Annotated in this window: 20 protein-coding genes and 2 tRNA genes; 11 read left to right on the top strand and 11 right to left on the bottom strand. The window is 51.4% G+C overall.

Annotated elements, in window-relative coordinates; translation table 11 throughout:
• Positions 1–8: 8 nt before the first annotated feature.
• Positions 9–899 carry a helix-turn-helix domain-containing protein gene (locus K7P01_RS19330; protein WP_267296098.1) on the top strand — a complete coding sequence of 297 codons (891 nt, stop codon included), beginning with the start codon at positions 9–11 and terminating at the stop codon, positions 897–899.
• Here the strand turns inward: K7P01_RS19330 and K7P01_RS19335 are convergent.
• Together K7P01_RS19335 and K7P01_RS19340 are read right to left on the bottom strand one after the other, a co-directional pair.
• Entirely contained in the window at positions 896–3,157 is a 2,262-nt protein-coding gene (locus tag K7P01_RS19335) for a tetratricopeptide repeat-containing sensor histidine kinase (RefSeq protein WP_267296100.1), read from the bottom strand. The genes K7P01_RS19330 and K7P01_RS19335 overlap by 4 nt on opposite strands.
• 260 nt (positions 3,158–3,417) lie before the next feature.
• Entirely contained in the window at positions 3,418–4,086 is a 669-nt protein-coding gene (locus K7P01_RS19340; RefSeq protein WP_267296102.1) for a hydrolase, read from the bottom strand.
• Between the two features lie 776 nt (positions 4,087–4,862).
• Between K7P01_RS19340 and K7P01_RS19345 the strand changes: the two genes are divergently transcribed.
• Both K7P01_RS19345 and K7P01_RS19350 read left to right on the top strand, forming a co-directional pair.
• The gene (locus K7P01_RS19345; protein WP_267296104.1) at positions 4,863–6,026 is read left to right on the top strand and encodes a hypothetical protein; all 1,164 of its coding nucleotides are present in this window, start codon (positions 4,863–4,865) and stop codon (positions 6,024–6,026) included.
• Between the two features lie 60 nt (positions 6,027–6,086).
• A complete protein-coding gene (locus tag K7P01_RS19350) occupies positions 6,087–7,385 on the top strand; it encodes a hypothetical protein (RefSeq protein ID WP_267296107.1) in 1,299 nt (432 codons plus the stop codon).
• A gap of 336 nt (positions 7,386–7,721) precedes the next feature.
• Here the strand turns inward: K7P01_RS19350 and K7P01_RS19355 are convergent.
• From K7P01_RS19355 to K7P01_RS19375, 5 genes are all read right to left on the bottom strand, one after another.
• A tRNA-Arg gene (locus tag K7P01_RS19355) sits at positions 7,722–7,795 on the bottom strand.
• Positions 7,796–7,813: 18 nt separating this feature from the next.
• Positions 7,814–8,164, bottom strand: a complete 351-nt coding sequence (locus tag K7P01_RS19360; RefSeq protein ID WP_267296109.1) for a four helix bundle protein — start codon at positions 8,162–8,164, stop codon at positions 7,814–7,816.
• Between the two features lie 35 nt (positions 8,165–8,199).
• Positions 8,200–8,288: transfer RNA gene (locus K7P01_RS19365), tRNA-Ser, on the bottom strand.
• 138 nt (positions 8,289–8,426) lie between these two features.
• Positions 8,427–8,783: a hypothetical protein gene (locus K7P01_RS19370; RefSeq protein ID WP_267296111.1), complete on the bottom strand. Its 357-nt coding sequence runs from the start codon at positions 8,781–8,783 to the stop codon at positions 8,427–8,429.
• Complete coding sequence (locus K7P01_RS19375; RefSeq protein WP_267296113.1) at positions 8,780–11,224, bottom strand: penicillin acylase family protein; 2,445 nt, start codon at positions 11,222–11,224, stop codon at positions 8,780–8,782. Before K7P01_RS19375 ends, K7P01_RS19370 begins: the two co-directional genes overlap by 4 nt.
• Before the next feature lie 134 nt (positions 11,225–11,358).
• Here K7P01_RS19375 and K7P01_RS19380 point away from each other — a divergent pair, with 134 nt between their 5' ends.
• From K7P01_RS19380 to K7P01_RS19415, 8 genes are all read left to right on the top strand, one after another.
• Complete coding sequence (locus K7P01_RS19380; protein ID WP_267296115.1) at positions 11,359–11,898, top strand: KdsC family phosphatase; 540 nt, start codon at positions 11,359–11,361, stop codon at positions 11,896–11,898.
• A 20-nt stretch (positions 11,899–11,918) separates the two neighbouring features.
• Complete coding sequence (kdsA, locus tag K7P01_RS19385) at positions 11,919–12,752, top strand: 3-deoxy-8-phosphooctulonate synthase (RefSeq protein ID WP_267296117.1); 834 nt, start codon at positions 11,919–11,921, stop codon at positions 12,750–12,752.
• A gap of 244 nt (positions 12,753–12,996) precedes the next feature.
• Positions 12,997–13,599: an adenylyl-sulfate kinase gene (cysC, locus tag K7P01_RS19390; protein ID WP_267296119.1), complete on the top strand. Its 603-nt coding sequence runs from the start codon at positions 12,997–12,999 to the stop codon at positions 13,597–13,599.
• 34 nt (positions 13,600–13,633) lie between these two features.
• A complete protein-coding gene (cysD, locus tag K7P01_RS19395) occupies positions 13,634–14,542 on the top strand; it encodes a sulfate adenylyltransferase subunit CysD (RefSeq protein ID WP_267296121.1) in 909 nt (302 codons plus the stop codon).
• A gap of 18 nt (positions 14,543–14,560) precedes the next feature.
• Positions 14,561–15,817 (top strand): sulfate adenylyltransferase subunit CysN, encoded by a 1,257-nt coding sequence (gene cysN / locus K7P01_RS19400; RefSeq protein ID WP_267296123.1) that lies wholly within the window; start codon positions 14,561–14,563, stop codon positions 15,815–15,817.
• Positions 15,817–16,578, top strand: a complete 762-nt coding sequence (gene cysQ / locus K7P01_RS19405) for a 3'(2'),5'-bisphosphate nucleotidase CysQ (RefSeq protein WP_267296125.1) — start codon at positions 15,817–15,819, stop codon at positions 16,576–16,578. The genes cysN and cysQ overlap by 1 nt, the downstream gene beginning before the upstream one ends.
• Positions 16,579–16,981: 403 nt before the next feature.
• On the top strand, positions 16,982–19,543 hold the full coding sequence (locus K7P01_RS19410; protein ID WP_267296127.1) for a TonB-dependent receptor: 2,562 nt from the start codon (positions 16,982–16,984) through the stop codon (positions 19,541–19,543).
• Between the two features lie 18 nt (positions 19,544–19,561).
• Entirely contained in the window at positions 19,562–20,722 is a 1,161-nt protein-coding gene (locus tag K7P01_RS19415) for a hypothetical protein (RefSeq protein WP_267296129.1), read from the top strand.
• An 11-nt stretch (positions 20,723–20,733) separates the two neighbouring features.
• Here K7P01_RS19415 and K7P01_RS19420 read toward each other — a convergent pair whose 3' ends face one another.
• The 4 genes from K7P01_RS19420 to trhO all read right to left on the bottom strand — a co-directional run bounded on the left by K7P01_RS19420 (position 20,734) and on the right by trhO (position 25,246).
• Positions 20,734–21,993, bottom strand: coding sequence for a hypothetical protein (locus K7P01_RS19420; RefSeq protein ID WP_267296131.1), 1,260 nt, complete (start codon positions 21,991–21,993; stop codon positions 20,734–20,736).
• A gap of 491 nt (positions 21,994–22,484) precedes the next feature.
• Positions 22,485–23,465: a M23 family metallopeptidase gene (locus tag K7P01_RS19425; RefSeq protein ID WP_267296133.1), complete on the bottom strand. Its 981-nt coding sequence runs from the start codon at positions 23,463–23,465 to the stop codon at positions 22,485–22,487.
• A 24-nt stretch (positions 23,466–23,489) separates the two neighbouring features.
• Complete coding sequence (gene mog, locus K7P01_RS19430) at positions 23,490–24,020, bottom strand: molybdopterin adenylyltransferase (protein WP_267296135.1); 531 nt, start codon at positions 24,018–24,020, stop codon at positions 23,490–23,492.
• Positions 24,021–24,229: 209 nt separating this feature from the next.
• Complete coding sequence (gene trhO / locus K7P01_RS19435; RefSeq protein WP_267296137.1) at positions 24,230–25,246, bottom strand: oxygen-dependent tRNA uridine(34) hydroxylase TrhO; 1,017 nt, start codon at positions 25,244–25,246, stop codon at positions 24,230–24,232.
• Positions 25,247–25,290: the final 44 nt, after the last annotated feature.

The following is a 25,290-nucleotide window of genomic DNA, read 5'->3' on the forward strand; positions in this document are numbered from 1 at the left end:
ATCGACCCATGGCCAGCCAAACATCCTATGAAATCTGCACGTCGGGAGTGATCTCCGACGACGTTATGTCTGTATGCGCCTTCGAGCACATGACCGAAAAAGTATACCGGGTAGATAACCGGTGCATGTCGACCATCATATGGTTCGCCGCCGGCAATGGAACAATATCCGTCTATGATGAACCGCGTCCGGCTTTTGCGGCGGAGGTTTACTGCCTGCCCGCCGACGCGCCTTTTGAATTAAAAATATCCGAAGGCGCAAAGGGCTACGTGCTTTCATTTGATGCACGTTTCGTTTCCAGTAGCGACGATGCGTATGATCTTCTTTTTAACGCGCGCGTGTTTTTATATCATGGAAAGTCGTTGTCTACCCGTGTGTCAACGTCGACCGCCGCAGTGATTGATGCTACGTTTAAAATTATAGAACACGAGCTGGCGTTTGGAGATGAGTTCCACACACACGCGCTCAAAGGGCTGTTGAATATTCTGGCTGTTTCACTGCTGCGCGAAACCGGAACCCAACACACCCTTTACGCCGCTACGCCCAATACCCGGCTGGTGGAACATTTCCTGTCTCTGATCGACGAGCACTATCTGTCAAAACGGTTTGTATCACAGTATGCCGATGTGTTGCGCATCAGCCCGAACAGATTAAATATCCTGGTCAAGAAAGTGACCGGCTTCTCCGCCAGTCACCATATTCACCAGCGGATTATTCAGGAGGCTAAGCGCCAGGGGCGGTCGCCGCTGGTCTCCATGAAGGAGATCGCCGTAAACCTGGGATTCGAGGACATGTCTCATTTCAGCAAGTTCTTTAAAAAGATAGTAGGCGAAAACTTTAGCCACTACAGAAGGGGCCTTCGACATGCGGGCTACCGGCAGGAACTGCGCTGCGCTTAAATTCTTACCGTTGGTACGTTGTTCTTGTTGAAGCAAACGGTTATGGTCACACCATTTTGGCCGTTCATCTGGAAGTCCGCCGAGATGTCCTGGCTTAACCCATGCATCAGCGTTATTCCGAGTGACGATGGCCTTTCCGGGCTGACCGTGGCCGGCAACCCCACGCCGTTATCGGAAATCGTGAGCATACACGCCTCGTTGGAAACATTTTTTAAAGCAACCAAAATGACTCCTTCTGCTTCCCCGGCAAATGCATATTTGATCGCGTTCGTAACCGCTTCATTGATGATCAACCCCAGCGGGATGGCATGAAAAATATTCAGATGCACCGGCTCCAATTCCAGTTTGAATAATACATGTTTCGTGTCGAAGCTGTCTTCCAGGTAACGTACAAGTTCATGGATGTATACGGGCATGTCAATGCTCGCTACGTCGTCGGCGATGTATAGTTTTTGGTGGATGAGTGACATCGCCTGTACCCGGTTCTGGCTGTCGCGCACGGCGTGCAACGCATTGGCGTCTTTCAGGTATACCGATTGGGAGTTGAGCAGGCTCGCGATCAGATGCAGATTGTTTTTAACACGATGATGCAATTCTTTTAACAACCACTCCTTTTCGCGCACCAACCGTTGCAGGGATAGGTTCTGTGCACCGATCTCATCCTGCTTGGCCTCCAGTATGACATTACTTCGCTTCTTTTGGCTGTATTGATGAAACAGAAGACCAAATAACACAAGCAGTATGCCAGTGCCGCCAACGATCACTTTCCTGGTAAAGCTCATCCGATCCAGCTCGGCGAGGTGGAGCTTTTCGGTGCTTTTGAGGTCAAGGATACTTTTCTCTTTTTCGCTTGTTTCATACCGTAGGGCGAGCTCTTCCATTTCGATCGCTTTCCGGCCATTGAACAACGAGTCCCGCAGGTGGACATGTTTTTGAAAGTTCGCGATAGCCTTGTGATAGTGACCGGCCGCCGAATCTACTTTAAAAAGCGACAGGTACGTATCCCGTATAATGGCGGCTGTAGAGAAGTGGTTACTCTCGGGCAGTGCCTTTTCCAGGTAGGGCCGTGCCGCTTCATACCGGCCGGCAATGGTATAAAAGTGCCCGACGTCGTAGTACGCTTTCGCAATTACCTCCGGTGTCTCCGTACGGATGTTTTGCTCCAGCAGGCCGATCATCTGCCGGTAGTGCTGCTCCGCACGTGTATAATCCCCGAGTCCCTGGTAGCAGTAGGCGAGGCCATGGGCCATTTTACTTTGCAGTATCGGCGAGTCCGGTGGAAAGTCTTTTTTCAGGCTGTGGATCATGTCGAGTGCCTCCTGCGATTTCCCCTGTTTCATCAGCAACTCTGCGAGGGCATTAACCGTGCTGTATAAAACTGCCTGGAGGTTTGTATAGAACTGTCCGTATGTATCGACGCCCGACTTCAGCTCGCCGATCGCCGTTCTGTACCACGATATGCTCTTGCGAATATCCCCCATCTCCTTGTACATGTACGCCAGGTTGGCGTAAAACAAGCCGGTCAGGCTAAGGTCTCCCGATTTCCGCATCAGGTCGATGCACGTATACATGTGGGCAGATGCTTGTGTGTATTGCCCTCTCGCCATGTAAATACGATGCAACTGCTCATAGCCCATAAAAACCGATGAATCACCAATGGCCGTTTGAATGGCAATGGCTTCTTTGATTTGTTTTTCCGACTCTGCGAACGCCCCTTCGGTATACAAATAATCGGCAATCTCCGTAATTGTCTGTACCTCCGCTGTACGGGCTCCCAGTTTGCGTTGATACACGCGTGCCGAATCGAAACATGCCAACACTTCACTTCGAACAATCATTTTTTTTGGCAGCCATCTCCTCATGTTATATCCCAGGTGAAAGAACATACTGGCTGCATCGGTCTCTTTTCCATGGGCTCTTACTTCCGCGATATACGAAAATGTGACTCTTTTCGCACTGTCCTTATTGCCGCGTTCAAAGTACATTCGCTGCTGCTCAACGGTCAACCAGGTAAGAACTGCCGGGATTTCGTTCAACATGGCCTCGGTTTTGTCAAGAAATAATTGCGCGCTATCGGGTTTATAAACATTCAGAAAATGGCCGGCAATACGCAACAGAGTCGTAGCCCTGTTTTTCGGTGACATGTCCCGGTCGTCAAGCTCCGTCAGGAGTTCTTTTAGTTTTGTCTTCGACAACTGTCCGAATGCGGATGTGCCGGCAAAAAAAGTGAACAGCGATACGAGTATGAGTAGACGCATCTAACGACGAATTAGGATCATAAAAATCGCAAATTAAACGGATAGATAACGACCTTCCCGATCGGGCTTTTTTATTTCATGTGCATTAAAAATGGATACGCGGCGACGATTCGTTCAATCGATTGAATCAGCCGGTGATAAAAGATAGGGTACAACAATTAAACCTACTGGCCGGCATCATCGGCACGCTTCGACCGGCTGTATATTTACCCCTGCGAAGCCGCTTGCCGGGCTGCTTCGTAGGGGTAAGAACAGTAGCGTTACTTTTTCAACTCTTCGGGTACGGGTGTCGCCAGTAATTGCAGCTCCCACAAGAAGCTGGTGCCGACGTTTCCACCGTGGTCGACCAGAATTTGTGCTACCGCCGGAGCTGTTTCAGTACGCGCCCAATCCCGCTGCAGGTCGCCAGCAAATACGTTCCAGGTAATCGGGATCACGCCGGCCATGACCATGCGTTGGATCGCCATCTCGTGTGCTTCCAGGCTGACACCACCCGATGCATCCGTCACGGCGTATACGTCGTAGCCCTCGCCCGCGGCCTGGATCGCCGGCATCGCCAGGCAGATCTCCGACCATAGCGCCGCGATGACAATCTTCTTTCTTCCGGTTTTCTTCACCCATTCCACCACGCGCGCATCTTCCCATGTATTGATAAAGGTTCTGTCGATCGGTTTTTGCTCGGGGAATACTTCCTGGAGTTGTTTGAGGAGTTTTCCGCCCCGTGCTTCCAGTACAGTCGTAAACAATGTTGGGATATTGAACGCCTTCGCGGTTTTGGCAAGGCCAACCACATTATTGATGACCGTCTGTGAGTCGTGGCTGCGCAGACCGGCAAACTGGAAGGCCTGGTGGTCGATTAAGATCAGTACACAGTTGTCGGGTGTCAGCAGGGCGTCGAGACCTGCTTTCGGATTTGTTTTCGTTTCCATTGCTTTTTGTTTTTGATGATGAATCGATTCATTGCTGAATGGACACAAAAATGCGAGACATCGTCGCGCGGCTCAATGGATCGTTCAACGCTTCCGTTGGATGGAAAATTGAGCGGCGCCGCGCGCCGCAGAAGTACGACCCTCCGCTGACTTCAATGAGACCGGATTGCCGCATAGAAGCTTTTGAAACGTTTTGCATAACGTATGGATGCCTATAGGTCAGTGAGGGCTGGTGAAGGAAAAAGGGAAATACGATTTGATGACAGGGGGTAGCGACAGCAGACAACAATGGGTGGACAATAATCAAGAAACACTATAAGGTCACCCAATCTTTTCTAGTGATAATTTGCGTACCTCGATGTTATTTAGCGTCGAATCAATTGTAATACTCAATGCCGGCGATTTTCTTAAGCCCGGAATTCGGAGTTTCTCACAAATTGCTGAACAACCTGGCAGTACCATTTTCGAACCCTATTTTGTCATAACATTGAATCTCGAAGCTCAGAACCCAAAACGCCCGCGAAAAAGCCTCTTTCCAAACATCGCATAGATTTGTCTGGAAAACTCTTATACCAGATGGTCTTCCTGAACTCTTGCGTATAGGAATCTCAAAGCCGACAAACCTACCACCCCAACAAGTGTCATCTTATCCAAAACATGCCCTCAGCGTTATCTGTTTTCTCTTGTGCCTGATACTGGTAACTACTGCCTGCGACGACGAAGAGACAATTACAAACGACCCACCTCGTGAACCGACTATTTTATTACGCGTCGTCATGCCCACTGACTATCCGGATGACAGCGCCAAATACTGGACAATGGTGAATGGACCCGATGGCAAAGCGATCGACGCAAAGCCAATTTCGAGTGGTGACACCGTTGAGTTCATAACGGAAGAGAAGAAAGTACCAACCGGCATCCAGTTTACATTCCTGTCGGTCGACACCAGTGACGTTTATCAGGATTTTTATCACCTTGAAACCTACCAGCAAATCACGCCCGGCTCGGAGTTCATACTGACGCCATTTGAAATAAATGAGCGCAAATACTCCCGTCAGGGTACCTTCCGCATTGTCGTAAATGACATTAATCCACCTCGTTCCCATCACCTCACCTCAAAATATGGTGGGATGAGCGGGGGAAGCACGTGGGAAAAGTACCAGCTACGTGTAAACAGCGATCTGGGATATCCTGATATCCCACATTTACTAACGATAGAAGATGACGGCGGACATTTCTTTTATAAATTCTTCGACGGGATTAAAGATGGGAGCGACATCACGATAGCGTCAACCGACTTGACTGAGGTGGACCGCTATGTGGATGTTTCATTGCCCCAAAGCGCCTACTCCAGCATGCAGGTCTATGCATACGAGGATTTTCCCACCGAGGAATATAACAGTTACATGATCGCAGGAACTTTTAGTGGTTATTACGCCCAACGATCTCGTCAGATTCCCTTCTTAACGCGCTTTCCTTTCTACTCAACGATGGTTGAAGCCCATTTTAACGAAGAAAACTACGAAAACCACATACGTTATCTCTACCAAAAATTTGGGAGCATTCCCACCGAGACGATTGTGCTTTCCGATGACATGAAGGTCACTCTGACGAACAGATCGGTAGTGAACTATTCGACATCTCCGGAATCAACTTACTTAATGCGACAAACTGGATTCTATTACTTCGACGAAGATGCTCCACGTATGCCCAGCGTAGCGTGGCAAATTAATTCACCTCAAGGGAAAAATAGAATATCAGAATTTCCGAAAGCAGTGACAGACAGATACCCTGCACTGGACATCGGAAAATTTCAGCATGGACGCTCTTTATTTTTCAAAAAAGGCAGGAACTACGATGACCTGATCAATGAAACCCTAAAAGGAGAACCAAGGCAAACGCGACCATATGAATTCTATTTCACGGAAATTATAAACTAATATAGGCTAGTTTCTCCTATATATACGAAGGACAATCATCTCACTGAACCACCAAAATACGTGTCATTTCATAGCATCCGATCGTGCAGCATCATCGTCTATTGCATAGGCCTACTCAGCATCACGCTATCTTGCGAAGACGATGATGTCGGAAATAAAACGAATCAGCATCTTTTGCAGGTGATTATGCCTCCAGATTACTCCGTTAACAGCGATCAACATTGGGCCATGATCCATGATGCACGTGGCAATCTCTTACAGGTCGCTTCCATCAGGCCTGGCGAAACGCTCGACTTCCAATCGAAATCCGATACGATCCCGGAAAATCTCCAGTTCACAATTCTGACGGTGGACACGAGTGAAAAACGAGCCGACACATATTGGATCGAATCGTTCGTGGAGCTAAAGACGGGCGCTATGGTGATCCTGACGCCTGGGCTAAGGAAACGCGTATTGCCACCATCCTATGGGACATTCCAAATTACGATACCAAACATCCTACAACCAATGTGGGGTATAGTCTCAACCAAGAATGGATACAATAATTATACCAGCGCATCAATTTACGAGCAAGGTAAAGACGGATTTACGCTGATTTTTAATTGCCCGATCGAGCACCCCGGCAGCGAATATCTCCTTTCCATGGAAGACATGGACGGAAATGTTCGTTACCAATTCCTACGCGACATCAAGGACGGCGGTCAGGACACAATACAGGTAGGCGATCTTACAATGGCAGAAAAATATATCGACGTTTCCCTTCCAATGGACGCCATTGCCTCATCACTGAACGTGGTGGCATTTGAGGATAACCAGGTGATGGACGATGTGGCCGGATACCCACTGACTCGCTTAGCATTCCCTGCCTTTTCAAAATCGCGAAGGTTGCCCTACCTCGAACATTTCAACCGGTATACAACAAAACTTTCTGTTGTCTATCAAAACTATTCAGAACTGATATATTTCAAACGCGGCACGGCACCGATCGCTCCCATCACGTTTCCAGAAAATTTAGAAGTTCGACTAGACGACAGAACGTTTAAAACCTTCGAAGTCTCGCGGGCGTCGAGCTATGCACTGAGACAAAACTCATTCTATTATGAGGATAATACCGGCTCGAAAAGAGCAGAAATCATGTGGACATTCTATTCCCCGAGGGGAGACAAAAGGATCGTTGAACTACCAAAAGATATCACCGACCAATACCCGGTTTTGAATATTGACCAATTCAACCACTTTCAGTCAATCTTTTTCTTTCAAGATAATGCTTATGAGATCTATTTAAAGCAAAGACTCTTCGGTGAACCGAAACCAGAAACCGAAGAGTACTTTTATTTTCGTATCCCTGAGAGAAAATAGCATTCGGACGTTTCTGATCAACGTCTTATGCAATATTTTTACTCCTGTCGATTCCTGGAGCTTGCGTCCATGGCGAGAGTAATACACGCAGACCTCGACGTAGTCGTCGCGCTTTTTAAATAGCAGCTTGGTGTATATATAGACAGAATCATTTAGCGACTAATGATAGTTACGGAAATGTTCAGCAGAATGATATACAGAAAAGACCAGGACGGTGCTGGCGCACCATTGATCCGTGATTTTCGTGCCTTACTGTCTGAGGATCGTTGGTCCAGAATTGGACAACCTAACACAGTGATTATAGGGAAATTAATCGCTGTGTTAGAAAGTGACTTGTGATCCGACAGGGACTCGAACCCCGAACCGTCAGCTTAGAAGGCTGATGCTCTATCCAGTTGAGCTATCGGACCTGGATATACCTTGTTGTCTTACTCGGTGTGGCTTCTGTACATGCCGAGCAGCATTTTGGAGACTTTCTCGTAGCGCTCGTACAGGTCTTGCGCTTGTGCCAGGGGAATCATGCCCAATTCGCCCAGTACTTGCAGAATGGCCACGCATTCAAAAACCGCACTGCGGGAAATGGTAATATAATGCTTTTTGTCGGCCGCCGTCATCCGGCCGGTACCTTCGGCCAGGTTGAGGAGAATGTCCATGCAGGCTTTTCTCCACTGATCCTTGATGTAGGGGTCCATCTTCTCACTTGAGAAAACGATCTTTAGTGAATCCGTCACCAGTGTTTTGGCGATTTGGTAGACCTCTAATTTCTCAAAATCAAACATGGCGGCGCTGGCTTAATCATTATCCCAACCACGAGCGGAGAGGGGGGGATTCGAACCCCCGGTACCGGTTGCCCAGTACGACAGTTTAGCAAACTGTTGGTTTCAGCCACTCACCCACCTCTCCGTGTTATGTGTCCTCTTTGCGCTTGCTGGGCCGACAAGCTTTCAAGCTTGCCTTTTGGCCTCAAAAACGGGCTTTTTCAAAAAGGAAGTGCAAATATAGAAGTTGCCCGTAAACTATCGCAAGCGGATGCGAAATAGTTTACCTTTTCTCATACCATTTCTTCTTCGCCGGTCGTAACAATGCTCCCGACAAGGCGGCAAATCCACCCACCAGTCCACCGACCAATGCCGTGATGACAAACAGCAATGTGTTGTCTTGCAAGGTAAAGATGCGGGCCACGCGTGCGCTCAGGTCCGTCGACGCTTCACCGTCGATCATCCAGGCCTTCCACGCCCACAGCCCGGCAATGGCCACGAACCCCGCGAGAAAATTTGCCCGCGAACGCACGACATACCCGGCAAAGAAAGCGGCCACGACAATGACGTACCAGGGAAAGAATAACTCGAGTACGTAGGCCAATACAAAAATGACAATCAGTTGCAGCAGGAATTTCATCGTTCAGAAGGTGTTAGCACAATAGAGGAAAACTTGTCGGCCGACTGGCCGGCGTTTTGTAAAAAATGCAGTGCGGGGTATTTCCCGTTCGTCCACGTGTCGATCATGTCGGCGTAGTGCGGACTGCCCGGGTTGCCCGACTGGCCACCCGGGTATACACCCCAGGCCTTGACGCCGGTTTTCTCCAGGCTTACGATCATTCTCCACGAAGGACCATGCGTCTTTGAAAAGGCATTCACAATGTCGTGATTACCGCCGGCGTTGACCGCAACACTCAGCGGCTCCAGGCGCAGCAAGTGGTTGATGCGGCTGTCCTTGTACGCGCCCCACGGCACCTTGGTGCTGCCGGCATGTTCTTTCTTCCATTGCTCGATACTTTGCACGCTTTTGGTAAACGCCAGGCGGACAATGTCGACGACAGTTTCTTTCTGTGGTGTCTTTTGGATATCAAAGAACGCCAGGTCCGGCTTGTCCCGCATCAGCTTGAGGGTGGTATAAGTAGTCGGATAGTCCAGCAACGTATCGCCTTGGCTGAGCTCGTCCCAGATCAGGTTAGGATACATGCTGTCCCACCAGGCTTCGTAATACGCGGCTCCTTCGGCGTCAGCGGTGTTGGTATAGTTCCAGGCTTTTAGAATGTCGAAGGCCGTCATCTCGGCGGGGGAGAGGCGCGTGGAGTCCAGCTGCTTGAGCCAGGTCGGCAGGCTTTCGGCGGCTTTGAGGTTGTAGTTGTCGGTTTGCAAGGCCATCATGTCGGCCACGGTAATGCTGGTGTCCTGGGTCAATACGCTGTTGATGCGTCGGTTGCGATAGGCTTCAAAAGAAGTTGCCGTGATGTAATACGGATAGGTGTTGTCTACCGGGTATTGATTGGCCGAGCTTACGAAGCCACGCGGTGGATTGCGATAGGCTATGTTTTGCTCCACGGGTATAAAAGCTTGCCAGCCGTTGGTGCGGAGGCTACCGTCGAGTACGAAGCGGCCTTCGTTCTGACGACGGGCCGGGAATTTACCTTGTACGCGCATGGCCACATCGCCCTGCACAGAGGCGAAGACAAAATTCTGGGCCGGCGCCTGGTAGGTGTTGAGTGCTTTTTTATAATCGTCGAAGCTGCGCGCGCGGTTCAGCTTGTAAAAAGTCAACAGCTCCAGCGACGGATCGTGGGCAATCCAACGGAAGGCATAGTCGGCGTGGTCGTTGTTGGCCTTGAAGGTGTTGTCGTAGGTGATGGGCCCCCAGTGGGTATAATAGACGGTGTCGGATACCGCGTCTTCGCCGCGGACGTGGATGGTCTCCACAACGGCACGCGTATTGGCCCAACGCTCGTCGAGGCGGTACTTCTGGCGGGTGCTGTCTTTATAGGTAATGCGGAACCAATCGATGAGGTCGCGTTGTGCGTTGGTCACGCCCCATGCCACGGAGTCGGTAAAGCCGATGATGATGCCCGGTGTGCCGGGCAGCGATGCGCCCATGCAGTTGGTGCCCGGGCCATGAAGCTGTACAACATACCACAGCGACGGCAATGACAGGTTCAGGTGCGGGTCGTTGCAAAGCATGGGCGAGCCGGTGGCGGTCTTGCTGCCGTGCACGGCCCAGTTGTTGCTGCCCGTCGTCGGGTCGGCACCGGGTTTCTTTTTAACCTGGATCAGTTCCTTCGGCAGGGCCAGCGGAATCGAGTCCGACAGGACGTTGGCAAATTTCCAACTGCCGGGCTGGTCGACAATGGGTTCGCCCACACCTTCCTGGTCGGGATATAGCAGGTCCACCACCTCGGGGCCGAAGAGCTGCAGGGCGTTGGTCATCTCGATATCCTTGTCACGCATGCAGAGGCTATAGGCCATGTTCTTGAGCAGCAGCGCCGACTTGAGGGGCGTCCACGGTTCCGGCCGGTAGTCCAGGAGTTTGTATTCGAAGGCCAGGTCGCTGTAGTGCAGCGATTGGATATAGGCGTTGACACCCTCGGCATATTTTTCGATCATCCTCCGGGTCGTGTCATTCTTCATCATCGTTTCAAAGGCATGCTGCGCGCCAAAGGTCATGCCGAGGCGGCGCATGTAGCGATCATTTTCAAGGGCTGCGGGGCCGGCGATCTCAGACACGCGGCCCGCTGCGGCATGGGTCTGAATTTCCATTTGCCAGAGGCGGTGCATGGCGGTGACGTAGCCCTGCGCCAGGTATAGGTCGGCCTCGTTCGATGCGAAGATGTGGGGGATGGCCAGGCTGTCGAAGACGAGGGTGACTTTGTCCTGTAAGCCGGGTATATGCAACTCGGTGGGCGGCTGGGCGCCCCGGGGTTCGATGTTTTGCCAGAAGCCGTGGAACGGGTCGAGCAGTTTCCCCAACGGTGGGAGAGGAGCTTTGCCAATTACCCAGCGGTTGTCCAGGAAATACACGAGTGCCAGGGTAATAGCAAAGGAGACGGAGAACTTAATTAGGCGCATGTGGGGGCGGTTCCGGAAATAATAATGTCGTGTTTAAAGCCGTGAGCGGGGCCGGCTCAAACTTTTCCGTTCAAAATAGAAAGCTTTTCCTAATTTTCGGATGAATTTTCCACGAAAAAATTTAGCTAAATCGTTTGAAACAGATTTTATCCAAATACACCAAGGAACAGGTCCACCGGGCGGGCCTGATCAAGGCGATCTTCTTTGATGTGGACGGCGTATTGACCGACAGTAAGATCATTTACGACGAGAACGGCCGGGAGATCAAAAACTTCAATGTCAAGGACGGACAGATCATTTCGCACCTGAAGCGCGCGGGTATCCTGACCGGGGCAATCTCGGGCCGCGATTCGGGCGCTACGGCCAAGCGTTGCGCCGAGCTCAAGATAGATTTCTGTCACCAGGGCATTATGGATAAGGCCTCGACGTTTGAGAAGCTCGCCAAGCACTATAAGTTGAAGTTAAAGGAAATAGCGTTTATCGGTGACGACATCAACGACCTGACCACGCTCAGCCGCGCGGGCCTGAGTGTATGTCCGGCAGATACGTTCGACTATATCAAAGAACGTGTACACCTGGTGACGTTCGCCAAAGGCGGTCGTGGCGTGCTACGCGAAGTAGGCGACCTGGTGCTGTCGGCACGCGGGGAGTTTGATAAGATATTGGAAGTTTAGACCAACGAAGAAAATAATCTATGGATAAGTTTAAAGATACCGTACAGATTGCCGACCGGATCACCCTGGGAGGCGAACGCATGGTGCTGTTCGGCGGCCCGTGCGCGGCCGAGAGTTACGACATTTGTATGGAGACCGGCACACAGGTAAAAGCCTTGTGCGAGAAACTCGATATTTCGTATGTATTCAAGTCGTCGTTTGACAAAGCCAACCGCACCTCGTCGGGTTCCTATCGCGGACCGAGTGTAGAGGGTGGGTTGGATATTCTGCGTCGCGTGAAGAAAGACCTGCAAGTGCCGATCGTCACAGACGTACACGAGTCGTACCAGTGCGCGGAAGCGGCCGAGGTAGCCGACGTGCTGCAGATCCCGGCGTTTTTGTGCCGCCAGACCGACCTGCTGAAAGCTGCCGCCCGTACCGGCAAGGCAGTGAAAATTAAGAAGGGCCAGTTCATGGCGCCCGAAGACATGAAATACGCCGTGGACAAAGTGCGCGGCGAAGGTAACAACAACGTATTCCTGACCGAGCGTGGTGCCAGCTTTGGCTACCACACACTGGTGGTGGATATGCGCTCGCTGCCGATCATGCGCCAGTATACCCCCGTGATCTTTGACGTGACGCACTCGGTACAACAGCCGGGAGGCAAAGGAGGCTCGTCGGGCGGTCAGCGCGAGTTTGCGCCGTTCCTGGCCCGCGCCGCAGCCGCTACCGGCGTGGACGGTTTCTTCATCGAGACACATCCGAATCCTGAAAAGGCTTTGAGCGATGGTCCCAACATGATTCCGCTGCACCAGATGGAGGACTTCCTGGTCATGCTGAAACGTTATTGGGAGCTGCACACACTGCACCACTAGCGCTCGCTGCAATCGATAAAAAGGGGAAATTCAGTACTACCGAGTGTTTGTACGATTGAATTTCCCCTAACCTTTCCAACTTTTTCCTTGTAGCCTTCCTCATTCGTTTTACCTTTGTAATATCTACCAGTTCAGTGGTTTTATGAAAAAGGTGCACCTCCATTATTGTTGTTGTTATTTGTGTTGAGCGTCCTGCTCACTTTTTCACTGCATTATTTGTCCACCACCAACTTTCTGCATCATCGTGAATCATATTTACCCCATACAAACGAAGGTCAGCCCTGTTCAGCGCGAAGCATTGCTGCAGCAGCGTCCGGTCGTCCTTTGGTTTACCGGCCTCTCCGGGTCGGGCAAGTCCACGCTGGCCGTGCAGCTCGAAGCGCACCTGCACCAGCAGGGCTTCAAGACGTATTTGCTGGACGGTGACAACATCCGGAACGGGCTGAACAAAGACCTGTCGTTTACAGACGAAGGCCGTGTGGAAAACATCCGCCGCATTGGCGAAGTGTCGCGGTTGTTTGTGGACGCAGGCATTATCGTACTGTCGGCTTTTATATCGCCGTTTGCCGCAGACCGCGAGCAGGTACGGTCGATCGTGGGAGCAGAGAATTTTATAGAAGTGTTTGTCGACGCGCCGCTGGAAGTATGCGAGCAGCGCGACGTGAAGGGGCTGTATAAAAAGGCACGTGCCGGCGAAGTCAAAAACTTTACCGGTATCGACTCACCGTATGAGCCGCCCGTGCAGCCTGATGTACATATTCCCACGCATTTGCAGAATGTGGAAGAATCAATGGAAATGTTGCTTTCGTTTATCCGCAGCCGGATCAGCCTGAAGGCGATTGTGTAGATGTTATAAATGTGAATGACCTGAATTTTAGAACATGAGTAATCCATATTACCTGAGTCACTTAAAAGAGCTGGAAGCCGAAGCGATCTTTGTGATCCGTGAAGTTGTCGCCCAGTTTGAAAAACCTGCGCTGCTGTTTTCCGGCGGAAAGGATTCTATTGTCTTAGCCTATTTATCACGCAAAGCGTTTGCGCCGGCGCGTATTCCGTTTCCACTGGTGCACATCGATACCGGGCATAACTTTCCGGAGACCATGGAGTACCGCGACTGGCTGGTGAATGAGCTCGGTGTAAAGCTTATCGTAGGCTCCGTACAAGAAAGCATTGACAAAGGCCGCGCACGCGAAGAGACCGGTATCAATGCCAGTCGCAATGCACTGCAAACCGTCACACTGCTCGATACCATCGAGCAACATAAATTCGATGCGGCGATGGGCGGCGCGCGCCGGGACGAGGAGAAGGCCCGCGCCAAGGAGCGTTTCTTTTCACACCGCGACGAATTCGGTCAGTGGGACCCGAAAAACCAGCGCCCCGAGCTATGGAACCTGTTTAATGGCCGCAAACATATCGGCGAGCACTTCCGCGTGTTCCCGATCTCGAACTGGACGGAGATGGATGTATGGCAATACATCTATAGCGAGAACATTCCGATCCCGACGCTTTACCTGTCGCATGAGCGCGAGGTGATTGAGCGCGACGGCGCCTTGCTGTCTACGTCGCCGTGGCTGAAGCTGAAGCCGGGGGAGATTCCAATGAAGCGCATCGTACGTTTCCGTACCTGCGGCGACATGCCGATCACCGGCGCGGTAGAATCATTTGCCGACACCGTCGAAAAAATTATTGAAGAGGTAGCCGCTTCGCGGAAGACGGAGCGGGGCACACGCGCGGACGACAAACGCTCGGAGACCGCCATGGAAGACCGGAAAAAATCAGGCTACTTCTAAACCACACGAACCACCACCATGAGCAATATCAATAATCAGCTTCTGCGGTTTACAACCGCCGGCAGTGTAGACGATGGCAAGAGTACCCTCATCGGTCGCTTGTTATACGACAGCAAGTCTATTTTTGAAGACCAGCTTGCCGCCGTGGAAGCCTCCAGCGCCAAGAAAGGATTCGACTATGTAGACTTGTCGCTGTTGACCGATGGTTTGAAGTCCGAGCGTGAGCAAGGCATCACCATCGACGTGGCCTATCGCTACTTTGCCACCCCCAGACGTAAATTCATCATTGCCGACACACCGGGTCATATTCAATATACCCGCAACATGGTCACGGGGGCCTCTACGGCAAACCTCGCATTGATCCTGATCGATGCGCGTAAAGGGCTGGTTGAGCAGACCTATCGTCACTCGTTTATCGCTTCGCTGCTGAAGATCCCACACATCATTGTATGCGTGAATAAAATGGACCTGGTGGAATACGACCAGTCTGTATATGACCGTATCGTAGCCGAATACAAAGCCTTTTCGGCCAAGCTCGAGGTGTCCGACATACAATTTGTGCCCATCAGCGCGCTGGCAGGCGACAACGTCGTAAACCGCTCGGAGGCCATGCACTGGTACCAGGGTGCGACGCTGCTGCACATGTTGGAATCTGTACATATCGAGAGCGATCATAACCATATCGACAGCCGCTTCCCCGTGCAATACGTGGTGCGTCCGCAGTCGAAAGAGCATCATGATTTTCGTGGCTATGCCGGCCGCGTAGCGGGTGGTATCTTCCGTCCCGGCGATGACGTAACGGTATTGCCGTCGGGCTTTCAATCCAAGGTAAAGGCGATCCATTTGGGCAACGCGTTGCTTGAGGAGGCTTTTGCGCCGATGTCGGTTACGCTGACGCTGGAAGACGAGATCGACATCAGCCGTGGCGATATCATTGCCAAGCCCAACAACCAGCCACAAGCGGAACAAGACATCGACCTGATGTTATGCTGGATGAACCAGCGCCCTGTCAACCTGAATACCAAGCTTTATATACGCCACACCTCGCGGGAAGTACGCGGTGTGCTGAAAGAGATTCAATACAAGCTGGACATCAATTCCCTGCACCGCGTGGAGAACGTGGAGCAATTGGGAATGAACGATATTGCCCGCGTGAAGATCCGCACGGCGCAGCCGCTGCTGATCGACAGCTATCGCAAAAACCGCATTACGGGCAGTGTGATCCTGGTAGACGAAAGTACCAATGAGACCGTTGCGGCGGGTATGATCGTTTAATGGATTTACAGGCATTATTACCCCATGCCCTTCGCGCCGCCCGCGAGGCCTGCCAGGTAATTCTGGACGTATATACTTCCGGAGATTTTCAGGCAGAAGCCAAAGGCGACCAGTCGCCCGTGACCCGTGCCGACAAGTTAGCGCACGCAGTCATTGCGGAGCACCTGGCGCCCACCGGGCTTTTTGTGTTGAGCGAAGAAGGGAAGGAGATGCCCTATGATACGCGCAAAGACCTGCCATACTTCTGGATGGTCGACCCCCTGGATGGCACAAAAGAATTTTTAAAACGCAATGGCGAGTTTACGGTAAACATTGCCATTATCCACCAGCAACGCCCGGTGCTGGGCGTGGTGGCGGTGCCCGTTTCCGGTGATATATATTACGCCGTGGAGGGGCACGGCGCATTTCGCGAGCGTGCCGGGAAGGTGGAGCCCCTGACGCGTCGTACATCGGTTACATTGGATCAACCGCGCTTGCGCGTAGTGGCCTCGCGTTCGTATATGAATGCCGAAACGAAAGACTTTGTGGACGCACTGGAGGCGCCTTCGTTATTGTCCAAAGGCAGTAGTTTGAAATTTTTGTTGTTGGCGGAGGGTGCCGCGGATGTGTACCCTCGTTATGCGCCCACGATGGAGTGGGACACCGCTGCTCCGCATGTGATTTTGCACGAGACCGGGCTGCGCATCCTGCAGGCAGGGCAGGAGCAGGAGCTGATGTATAACAAGCCCTCTTTATTAAATCCTTCGTTTTTAGTGATATAGCTCAATACGCATCAGGATATTCGCTTTTAATGCGGAAAAACGCACAGGCAGTCCCTGTGCGTTTTTTCTTGTTAGAGAATAGGGTGGTGGTGTGGAAATTCGGCTACAACGTTTTGTATGTTATTAAAATATTTAGTTGAGTTCAAGATGCCTGAATCTATGTTGTACAAACGATATAAACGGATATATACTGGCGTTCGATAGAATCTTTTGTTTAAGTGTATCCTAAACTATTTATCTTCGTTAATGCCCGCCAATCAATGATTTATACAGTAATCGTTTGTATGCGAATGTTATCGCAATGTCAATAAATCATGGAAAGATTTAAACGTCGAGTAAAGTTATTCTCTGACGGGTCGGGTATTTTTACGCCTGCAACTTAAACTCAACCTAAATTAAAGTTATGGGGAAAATTCTACGTTTCGCCTGTATGAGCATCGGCCTGATGCTGCTTACAGCGACTGTATCGCGCGCGCAAAGCGGTTCCGTTCGCGGAACTGTTGTCGACAATGAAACGGATGAAACCGTTGTCGGCGCCAGCGTTTTATTGAAAGGCACATCCACGGGTGTCACCACTGGCGCCGATGGCAAATTCACACTGGAAGGCGTTCCTGTCGGATCGGCAACTATTACAATTTCATTTATTGGCTATAGCTCGAAAGAAGTAACCGTAACGGTTACAGCGGACAAGGCAGCCAATGCCGGAACGATCCGACTGGCGAGCGAAGCGATCGGCCTGGACGAGATCAGCATCGTAGCGTCGATCGGTATCGACCGAAAAACTCCGGTGGCGCTGTCGACCGTACGTGCGGAGGTGATCGAAACCAAACTGGGCAACCAGGAGTTTCCGGAGATTCTGCAAACCACACCCGGTGTATATGTAAACAAAGCCGGTGGCGGTTACGGCGACTCGCAAATCACCATTCGCGGCTTTGAAAGCACAAACGTCGGTGTACTGATCAACGGTATACCGGTGAACGATATGGAAAACGGTACAGTATACTGGTCGAACTGGGTCGGCCTGGCCAATGCGGCGGGTACGGTACAGGTACAACGCGGTCTGGGTGCTTCGAAAGTAGCGATCCCGTCTGTAGGGGGTACCATCAACGTAATCTCGAAGGCCTCTGCCGCCCAGCGCGGCGGCAGTGTTTTCTATGGCGTAGGAAACAACAACTATCAGAAACAAACGCTGGCACTCAACACCGGCTTGTCGGAAAAAGGCTTTGCGTTGTCGCTGTCCCTGGGCCAGACAAAAGGTGATGGCTATGCGGACGGTACACAGTTCAACGGTTACGAATACTATGTGAACATCGCGAAGAAATTCAATACCCGGCACGAGATCACGTTCACGGCACTGGGTGCGCAGCAGCGTCACGGTCAGCGTCAGAACCGCTCGTTGATCTCGACAATTCAAGATAACAAGCGTGGTATCCGCTACAACCCGGACTGGGGCTATAAGAATGGCAAAGTGGTATGGGCAGAAGATAACTTCTATACCAAGCCGTTGTTCTCGCTGAACCATTACTGGACAATCAACGAAACGACAGAGTTGTCCACGGTAGCGTATGCATCGTTCGGCACAGGCGGCGGTGGCGGTACGACAGGTGAGACCGCCCTGTTCAACGCGAACCGCACGGACGGCGCGATAGACTTCGACGCGATCATGGAACTGAACAAAGCCGCCGGTGCGGCCGGCTCACGCGCCATTCTGCGTGCTTCGCGTAACGACCACAAATGGTATGGTGCACTCTCGACGCTGAACAAGCAGGTAAGCGCTAATCTCAACATCCTCGGTGGGCTTGATTTTCGCTACTACTACGGCGAGCACTTTACGGAGTTGACCGACCTGCTGGACGGCGAGCATTACCTGGATAAAACGAACAAGAATAATCCGATGCACTACGCCAAAGAAGGCGACAAGATTCTGTACAACAACGATAACGTTGTACTGTGGGAAGGTGCCTTCGTACAAGGTGAATATACCATGGACAAGCTGACTACCTTCATTACCTTGCAAGGTTCGAACACCAGCTACAAGCGCATCGATTACTTCAACTACCTCGAATCCGATGCGAACCAGGAAACTCCGTACTACAACTTCTTCGGCTGGGGTGCAAAAGGTGGTGCGAACTATAACCTGACCGACAACCACAACGTATTTGCCAACATCGGCTACTTTGAGCGTGCTCCTTTTGTGGATGCTGTATTCCGTAACTTCAGAAACGACGTGAATAAAAATGCAGAACCTGAAAAGATCACCAGCTTCGAGCTCGGCTACGGCTATCGCAGCGGCATCCTGACGGCAAATGCCAACGTATACTACACCCGCTGGGCGGACAAGTTCTTTGCGCAGAACGTTGCACCGGCCGTGCCGGGAACTCCTGCCCTGACGGCAAACATCCTGGGGGTAAACGCCATTCACAAAGGGTTGGAAATCGACCTGAAGGCAACACCTACCAGCAATCTGACCCTGAACGGTATGCTGTCGGTAGGTGATTGGAGATGGCAGAACAACCTGACGGACGTGCCGGTATTCAACGACCAGCAGGTACAGGTTGCCACCGTAAACCTCTACATTAAAGATACCCACGTGGGCGGATCGGCGCAGACCACCGCTGCGCTGGGCGCGCGGTATGAGCTTTTCAACGACTTCAACCTGGCCGTTGACTATACCTATTTTGCAAATAACTACGCGTACTACGACGCCCTGACGCGCAGCAACGAAAGCTACAGCGGCAAAGACCCCTGGAAGATGCCGGACTTCGGCCTGGTAGATCTGAACGCTACGTACAAGTTTGCGATCTCGGAGGGCGTTAACGGCACGCTGTCCGGCAACGTGTATAACCTGTTCGATACCGACAACATCAAGAACGCCAACGACGGTTCTAACAGCGACTGGGATACGGCACTGGTGTACTACGGCTTTGGCCGTACCTGGAGCCTGGGGCTGAAAATTAACTTCTAATCTGAAAACACTGTTGACATGAAGAATTATTTCAAATATATGGCGGGCATTGCTTCGCTGCTGGTTGTCTTCGCGTGCGATCCTTACGAAGACTATTATGATGAGCTGGATGCTGAAAAAGCAGGGGAGGTTCCGTTCGATGTAAAAGAGTTTGACTACACGCTCACGGATGCTGATTACGACTTGTTGGCAAAAGTGGACGGCGGCGCCGACATCGCGAAGAATAAAGACTTTAGCTCGACTGATGAAGCCGGTAAATTCATTCCGCAGATCCTGACGACACGGTTTCCGCTGTTGGGTGATGGCTCGCAGGCGCTGGTGACGTACAAGCTGTATGCGCCAATTCGCATCCAGACGAAAGACAAGGATACCCTCGACACGCAAGATTATATCGACATCAATGAGACAAACTCAAGGTTGAACAGCCAGGCAGACATTACAAAAGCCGCGGCGCACGTTTGGCCTGACGCGGTGGATTTTGATATGCTGACGCTGTGGTACAACTACTTCGCCAGCGGCGCAACAACCGTGGATTCCAGCAAGGTGATCCGCTACAACAAAGCCTGGGCCCTCCCATACGTTGTTACAGCAGCCGACTATACATTCATGGGCCAGTCATTCGCGAACTTCGACAACCGCACCACGGCAATCACACGCATCGCCGTGATGTTTAACCAGAAGTTCCCTTTTGCAGCCGCCGGAGATGCCCGTTTTGCCTTGTACAAGTATACCTATGTGCCGGAAGGCGGCACACGGGTAACGGAGGATGCTATCGCGCTTACCATTTACGATGGTACGAAGTGGGTAGGCCAAACAGACGTGATCCCGGTGACACTGCAGTTCGGTCACGACGGTACCGTCTGGGCGCCGGACAACACCAAGACCTATACGCTGGCCGTTGCGGACTACAAGGTAATTGCCGCCAACAAAGGCCTCGAAAACTCCGATGCTGCTAACGCCAACCAATATGGTAACTTCGACCGCCGTAAGGGTGCTGCCAACGAGTGGACTGACGCCGAAATAGAGGCCGGGTTGGATTTCTTGCTAAACAGCCTCTTCCCGGATGCCGCCGAAGGACAGAAGTATGCTGTGACCTTCGCAGTGTATACCGGCACCGCGGGGACGGAGACGTTTGTGATGATCAAGAAGGAAGGTAAGTACGTGCGCTTTGTGAAGTAAGTACCGACGTTCTACGGATAATAAAGAGGGTGCCTGTCGGGTGCCCTCTTTTGCTTTATACACGAGTAGTCCCAGGTTCCTCCCGACAAGTCGGTATTAGACGTGCGCCTGCTACCGGGAATTGCTGGGGCAAGTGCAGCACGTGTGACAGTCGCCCGGCTGCCTTTGACCAATGGTGACATCCTCAACACCGGTTGATCTGCCACAGAGGTCTCTATACTCGCGGCCGTCGTACTGGCTACATCTTCCTGTGGTATAACATAGCTATACACTCTGACCTCCGGCTTTTCCGACACAGGTTCTTTCATGGTATACACATACCGAATTTCCGGTTCCCGATATCCTTCTGATTCCTCCTCAACCTCTTTTACAGGCACATCCTTTGTCACCACCTCATTCACCCGCTGCATCTCTTCCTTCCCAATCCCGTCATCTCCGACATCACCTCCAGGCGCGTCCTCTTTCCCGCGCAATGCCAGAATCTTCGCCGCACCGACTCTTGCGACTGCTTTTATCTCCCCATACTCCCGAAATGCACCATATTCGATACCAATTGACAACATCAACGTCCACCGATCATCCGGCGGGAGCGCATCCGTCGCCAGTTCCAGTATTGTACTTTCCATTCCCTCCAACGACGGGCTCCACATCGTGGAAATGCTCTTAGAATAATAGGCTCTGTCGTACCAGGTAGGCGGCAGATACTCTTTAGCAGGTATATCAAACGCCACATCCGGCACAATACCGAGCGTAACCGTCAGGCGAAACATCGCATGGTTGTTCTGTGGAAAATAGTTGATGTCACGCATCAGCTCGGGAATTTCAATGCGGGCGGAACGATTGGCGCGATCTATTGTATAATATACCGGTGTACGTACAATGGAATCGAAGCTGGGTGCCTTCCGCATCGTTGAAAATCCTTCGAGCAGGCGTGTGTGTTCGGAGAGCGTGATACTACGGCGGCCCCATTCGCCGGTGCTGTCGCGCAATTGTACCCGGCGCAGGATGCTGTTGATATCACTTCCAAAATTATAGTCCGACAGGTGCCGGATCTGCAGCATCGCCATCCGCACATAGCTGCCGTGGCGCGAGCACCCGCCAAACTCCGACATGGTATGACGTGTATTTTTGAAGCTGGGGCTCGTTTTTACTTTTTCAGCACTGGGCCCGCCCTTGCGACGAACAACAATCTTGTCGACGCCGCGCATGCGGTAGGCGCTGAACATGTCTAACTTACCGGTAAAGGCGAATGGTCCTTCGAGAAAGGGCATAATCGATTGGTTTTAAGGTAACGAGAGGGGTTTTCGACAACATTCAAAGTTTCAACGGTGTCTGAATCGAATGTACGGAATGGTACGCAACTGTCAATATATTGTATAAATTAAATTTTAAGGAAAAGTATTTTAAAGGGAGATATTAAATACCTATATAATACTTAAATATCTATTGAATAATACTTAATAATATATTGGATATCTATTCTATATCTGGACTATTGACGCGCACTATACCGGATTTTTCAGGGTTTCTTACGCAATAAATAAAGGAGATCTTAAAAAATGCCCTGGCAAGAGATGCTCGGGGCTATAAAAATTATTCACGTATAGTAAAAAATATCACAAAATAATCCCGACTCCAAGGTCATCTTTCGGCATCACGGGACAGAATCGAAGGATGAGTCCCATGCTCACATGGAATAAAAAGAGGACGCCCGTGTGGAGCGTCCTCAGATGATTGATCGTGATATCGGGTACCCAGCAGCTTACAGCCCCAGAGACTGGTTCTCGATCGAGGCGAGTTCCAGGACCTTCTCGTACTCAGCCGCTGTGAGGTCGTTGTAAAAATAGTGTACCGGGTCTACATGGTCGCCATTGATCAGCACTTCGTAGTGCAGGTGGGGGGCGGTGGAAAGGCCGGTGTTGCCGACGTAACCAATGAGGTCGCCGCGTTTTATGGTCTGGCCGGCGCGCACGGCAAACTCGTGCATGTGCGCATAGCGCGTGCGGTAGCCAAAGCCGTGGTTAACTTCCACCATCTTGCCATAGCCGCTGAACTTTACGCTAACCTCGGCCACGGTGCCGTCGGCGGTGGCGTAGATCGGCGTGCCAATGGACGCGGCGAAGTCAATACCCGTGTGGAGCTTTTTCACTTTGTAAATGGGGTGTGTACGCCAGCCAAAGCCAGAGGCCAGGGCCACCAGCTGTTTGTTGGAGATGGGCTGTATGGCGGGGATGGCCGCGTAGAGCTTCTCTTTCTTTTCGGCCATCTTCACCACTTCGTCCTGCGACTTGGATTCGATGTAGATCTTACGGCGGAGCAGGTCGACCTTCTCGTTGAGGTTCAGGACAATTTCTTCGTGGTCAATGTTTTTTTCGCGAATGTCTTTATATCGGTCTACGCCACCCACGCCGGCATCGCGGATGGTTTTGTCGATGGGCTCGGCGCCCAATACCACGCGGTAAATGTTGTCGTCGCGGTGCTCGATGCCGCCCAGGATTTCGTTCATATTCTGAACGTCCTGGCTGAGATTGTCGTAATAATATTCCAGCTCTTTGATCTCGTTTTTGAGAATGAGCTCTTTGGGCGATTCGAAGTAATTGGTGAACAGGATCATGAGGCCGACGGCCATGATCATGGTGAGGGACAGGATGCCCAGCGCGTTCATCACAACATCACTGGTCTTTGTTTTTACACGTTCGTACTTACAGGTTTCTGTATCGTAGTAATACTTGATTCTGGCCATGGTAACTACAAGTAGGTCTGCAAATTAACTAGATTGAGGCCGGAAAACCGGCATAATAGCGCTGTTACACTCGATAAACGGTCCTTCCAGCAGGTCAATGCAATATGGTATCGCCGGGAAGACGGCATCCAGGCATTGCCGGATGGCCTTTGGTTTCCCAGGTAAATTTACGATTAATGTCTGGTTTCTGATACCGGCGGTCTGGCGCGAAAGGATGGCCGTGGGTACGTATGTAAGACTTTTTGCCCGCATCAACTCTCCGAAGCCCGGCAGCATCTTTTGGCAAACCGCTTCGGTGGCTTCCGGCGTAACATCGCGCCGGGCAGGACCGGTACCACCCGACGTAATGATCAGGCAGCAGCCGCGGTTGTCGGCCATATCGATCATGGTCTGTTCGATCAGGTGCTGTTCATCCGGGATTACGGCATACTCCTGTTCCCAGGGGCTGGTCAGATATTCTTGTAAAGTCTGGACGATCGCCTTGCCGGGTATATCTTCGTAGATCCCCTGGCTGGCGCGATCTGAAACATTAATAATGCCGATGCGGATGGTCATGTCGGGCGGTTTGACGCAGCAACATAATGATTGCAGCGTTCTGGTTCAAGTCTTCCGACCGAAGGGAGGGCGTTCCGATAGCTATCGGAATGGACCTATTCCAACGGCAGTCTTCAGACTGCCGAGGAAGCTCGACCAATGTCAATCTAATGAGCACTGGTTACGACGCATCAGCAAAATCTGACTTTTCTTCACTCCCACACTCGCTCTCACACTGTTTTCTTGCGTCCCTTTTTGAACACTTGTCGCTCTTTGGTGATCCCGCGTCGCAGCTCCTTTTGAACTTCTTCCGGCAAGGCTACAATATCCTTACATGCCGGTGAGCAGCAGTTATTGAATTCCTTCTTACAGTCGCTGCATTGAATGAAGAGCAAATGGCAACCGTCATTTATACAGTTTGTATGGTCGTCGCAAGGTTTGCCGCATTGGTGACATACGGCGATGATGTCTTCGGTGATGCGCTCGCCCAAGCGCTCGTCGAAGACGAAGTTCTTTCCGATGAACTTGCTCTCGATTCCTTTGTCCTTGATCTCTTGTGCGTACTTGATGATGCCGCCGTTGAGCTGAAATACATTTTTAAATCCGATGTGCTTCATCCAGGCGCTGGCCTTTTCGCAGCGGATGCCTCCGGTGCAGTACATCAGGAGGTTTTTGTCTTTTTGGTCGCGCATCAGGTCTTCGGCTATCTGCAGCTCTTCGCGGAACGTGTCTACGTTGGGAAGGATGGCACCTTTGAAGTGACCAACCTCGCTTTCGTAGTGATTGCGCATGTCGATGATGATGGTGTTCGGGTCATCCGCGAGCGTATGGAATGCTTCGGCGTCTACGTGCGTGCCGGTATTTGTTACATCGAAGGTGTTATCGTCGAGGCCGTCGGCCACGATCTTTTTGCGGACCAGGATCTTGAGCTTGAAGAAAGACTTGCCGTTGTCTTCGACTGCAATATTCAGGCGCAGGCCGTTCATCCAGTCGATGGCGTACAGGTAGTTGCGGAAGGTTTCGAATTGGTGCTCGGGAACGCTGACCTGCGCATTGATGCCTTCGGAGGCTACATAGATCCGGCCAAATACGCCCAGGGCTTCGAAGTCGCTGTACAGTTGGTCGCGGAAGGCGACCGGGTCGGACAGGTGGTGATATTTGTAGAAAGAAATCGTGACCCGTTTTTCCGGGGTGGCCAGCATCTTCTCCTTGAGAACGCGGCCGTCAATGCGGTTGTACAATGCCATGCGATTAATTGCAGGTTAATCGGCGGCAAAGATACGTGAAAAGT

The sequence above is a fragment of the Parachryseolinea silvisoli genome, from assembly GCF_021190955.1.
In the GTDB taxonomy this organism is placed as follows: domain Bacteria; phylum Bacteroidota; class Bacteroidia; order Cytophagales; family Cyclobacteriaceae; genus Ohtaekwangia; species Ohtaekwangia silvisoli.

Excerpts from the sequence above, each read along its gene's own strand:
- K7P01_RS19330 (WP_267296098.1), top strand. The coding sequence starts at position 9 with ATGGCCAGCCAAACATCCTATGAAATCTGCACGTCGGGAGTGATCTCC.
- K7P01_RS19335 (WP_267296100.1), bottom strand. The coding sequence starts at position 3,157 with ATGCGTCTACTCATACTCGTATCGCTGTTCACTTTTTTTGCCGGCACA.
- K7P01_RS19340 (WP_267296102.1), bottom strand. The coding sequence starts at position 4,086 with ATGGAAACGAAAACAAATCCGAAAGCAGGTCTCGACGCCCTGCTGACA.
- K7P01_RS19345 (WP_267296104.1), top strand. The coding sequence starts at position 4,863 with ATGCCCACTGACTATCCGGATGACAGCGCCAAATACTGGACAATGGTG.
- K7P01_RS19360 (WP_267296109.1), bottom strand. The coding sequence starts at position 8,164 with ATGTTTGATTTTGAGAAATTAGAGGTCTACCAAATCGCCAAAACACTG.
- K7P01_RS19370 (WP_267296111.1), bottom strand. The coding sequence starts at position 8,783 with ATGAAATTCCTGCTGCAACTGATTGTCATTTTTGTATTGGCCTACGTA.
- K7P01_RS19375 (WP_267296113.1), bottom strand. The coding sequence starts at position 11,224 with ATGCGCCTAATTAAGTTCTCCGTCTCCTTTGCTATTACCCTGGCACTC.
- kdsA (WP_267296117.1), top strand. The coding sequence starts at position 11,919 with ATGGATAAGTTTAAAGATACCGTACAGATTGCCGACCGGATCACCCTG.
- cysD (WP_267296121.1), top strand. The coding sequence starts at position 13,634 with ATGAGTAATCCATATTACCTGAGTCACTTAAAAGAGCTGGAAGCCGAA.
- cysN (WP_267296123.1), top strand. The coding sequence starts at position 14,561 with ATGAGCAATATCAATAATCAGCTTCTGCGGTTTACAACCGCCGGCAGT.
- cysQ (WP_267296125.1), top strand. The coding sequence starts at position 15,817 with ATGGATTTACAGGCATTATTACCCCATGCCCTTCGCGCCGCCCGCGAG.
- K7P01_RS19410 (WP_267296127.1), top strand. The coding sequence starts at position 16,982 with ATGGGGAAAATTCTACGTTTCGCCTGTATGAGCATCGGCCTGATGCTG.
- K7P01_RS19415 (WP_267296129.1), top strand. The coding sequence starts at position 19,562 with ATGAAGAATTATTTCAAATATATGGCGGGCATTGCTTCGCTGCTGGTT.
- K7P01_RS19420 (WP_267296131.1), bottom strand. The coding sequence starts at position 21,993 with ATGCCCTTTCTCGAAGGACCATTCGCCTTTACCGGTAAGTTAGACATG.
- K7P01_RS19425 (WP_267296133.1), bottom strand. The coding sequence starts at position 23,465 with ATGGCCAGAATCAAGTATTACTACGATACAGAAACCTGTAAGTACGAA.
- mog (WP_267296135.1), bottom strand. The coding sequence starts at position 24,020 with ATGACCATCCGCATCGGCATTATTAATGTTTCAGATCGCGCCAGCCAG.
- trhO (WP_267296137.1), bottom strand. The coding sequence starts at position 25,246 with ATGGCATTGTACAACCGCATTGACGGCCGCGTTCTCAAGGAGAAGATG.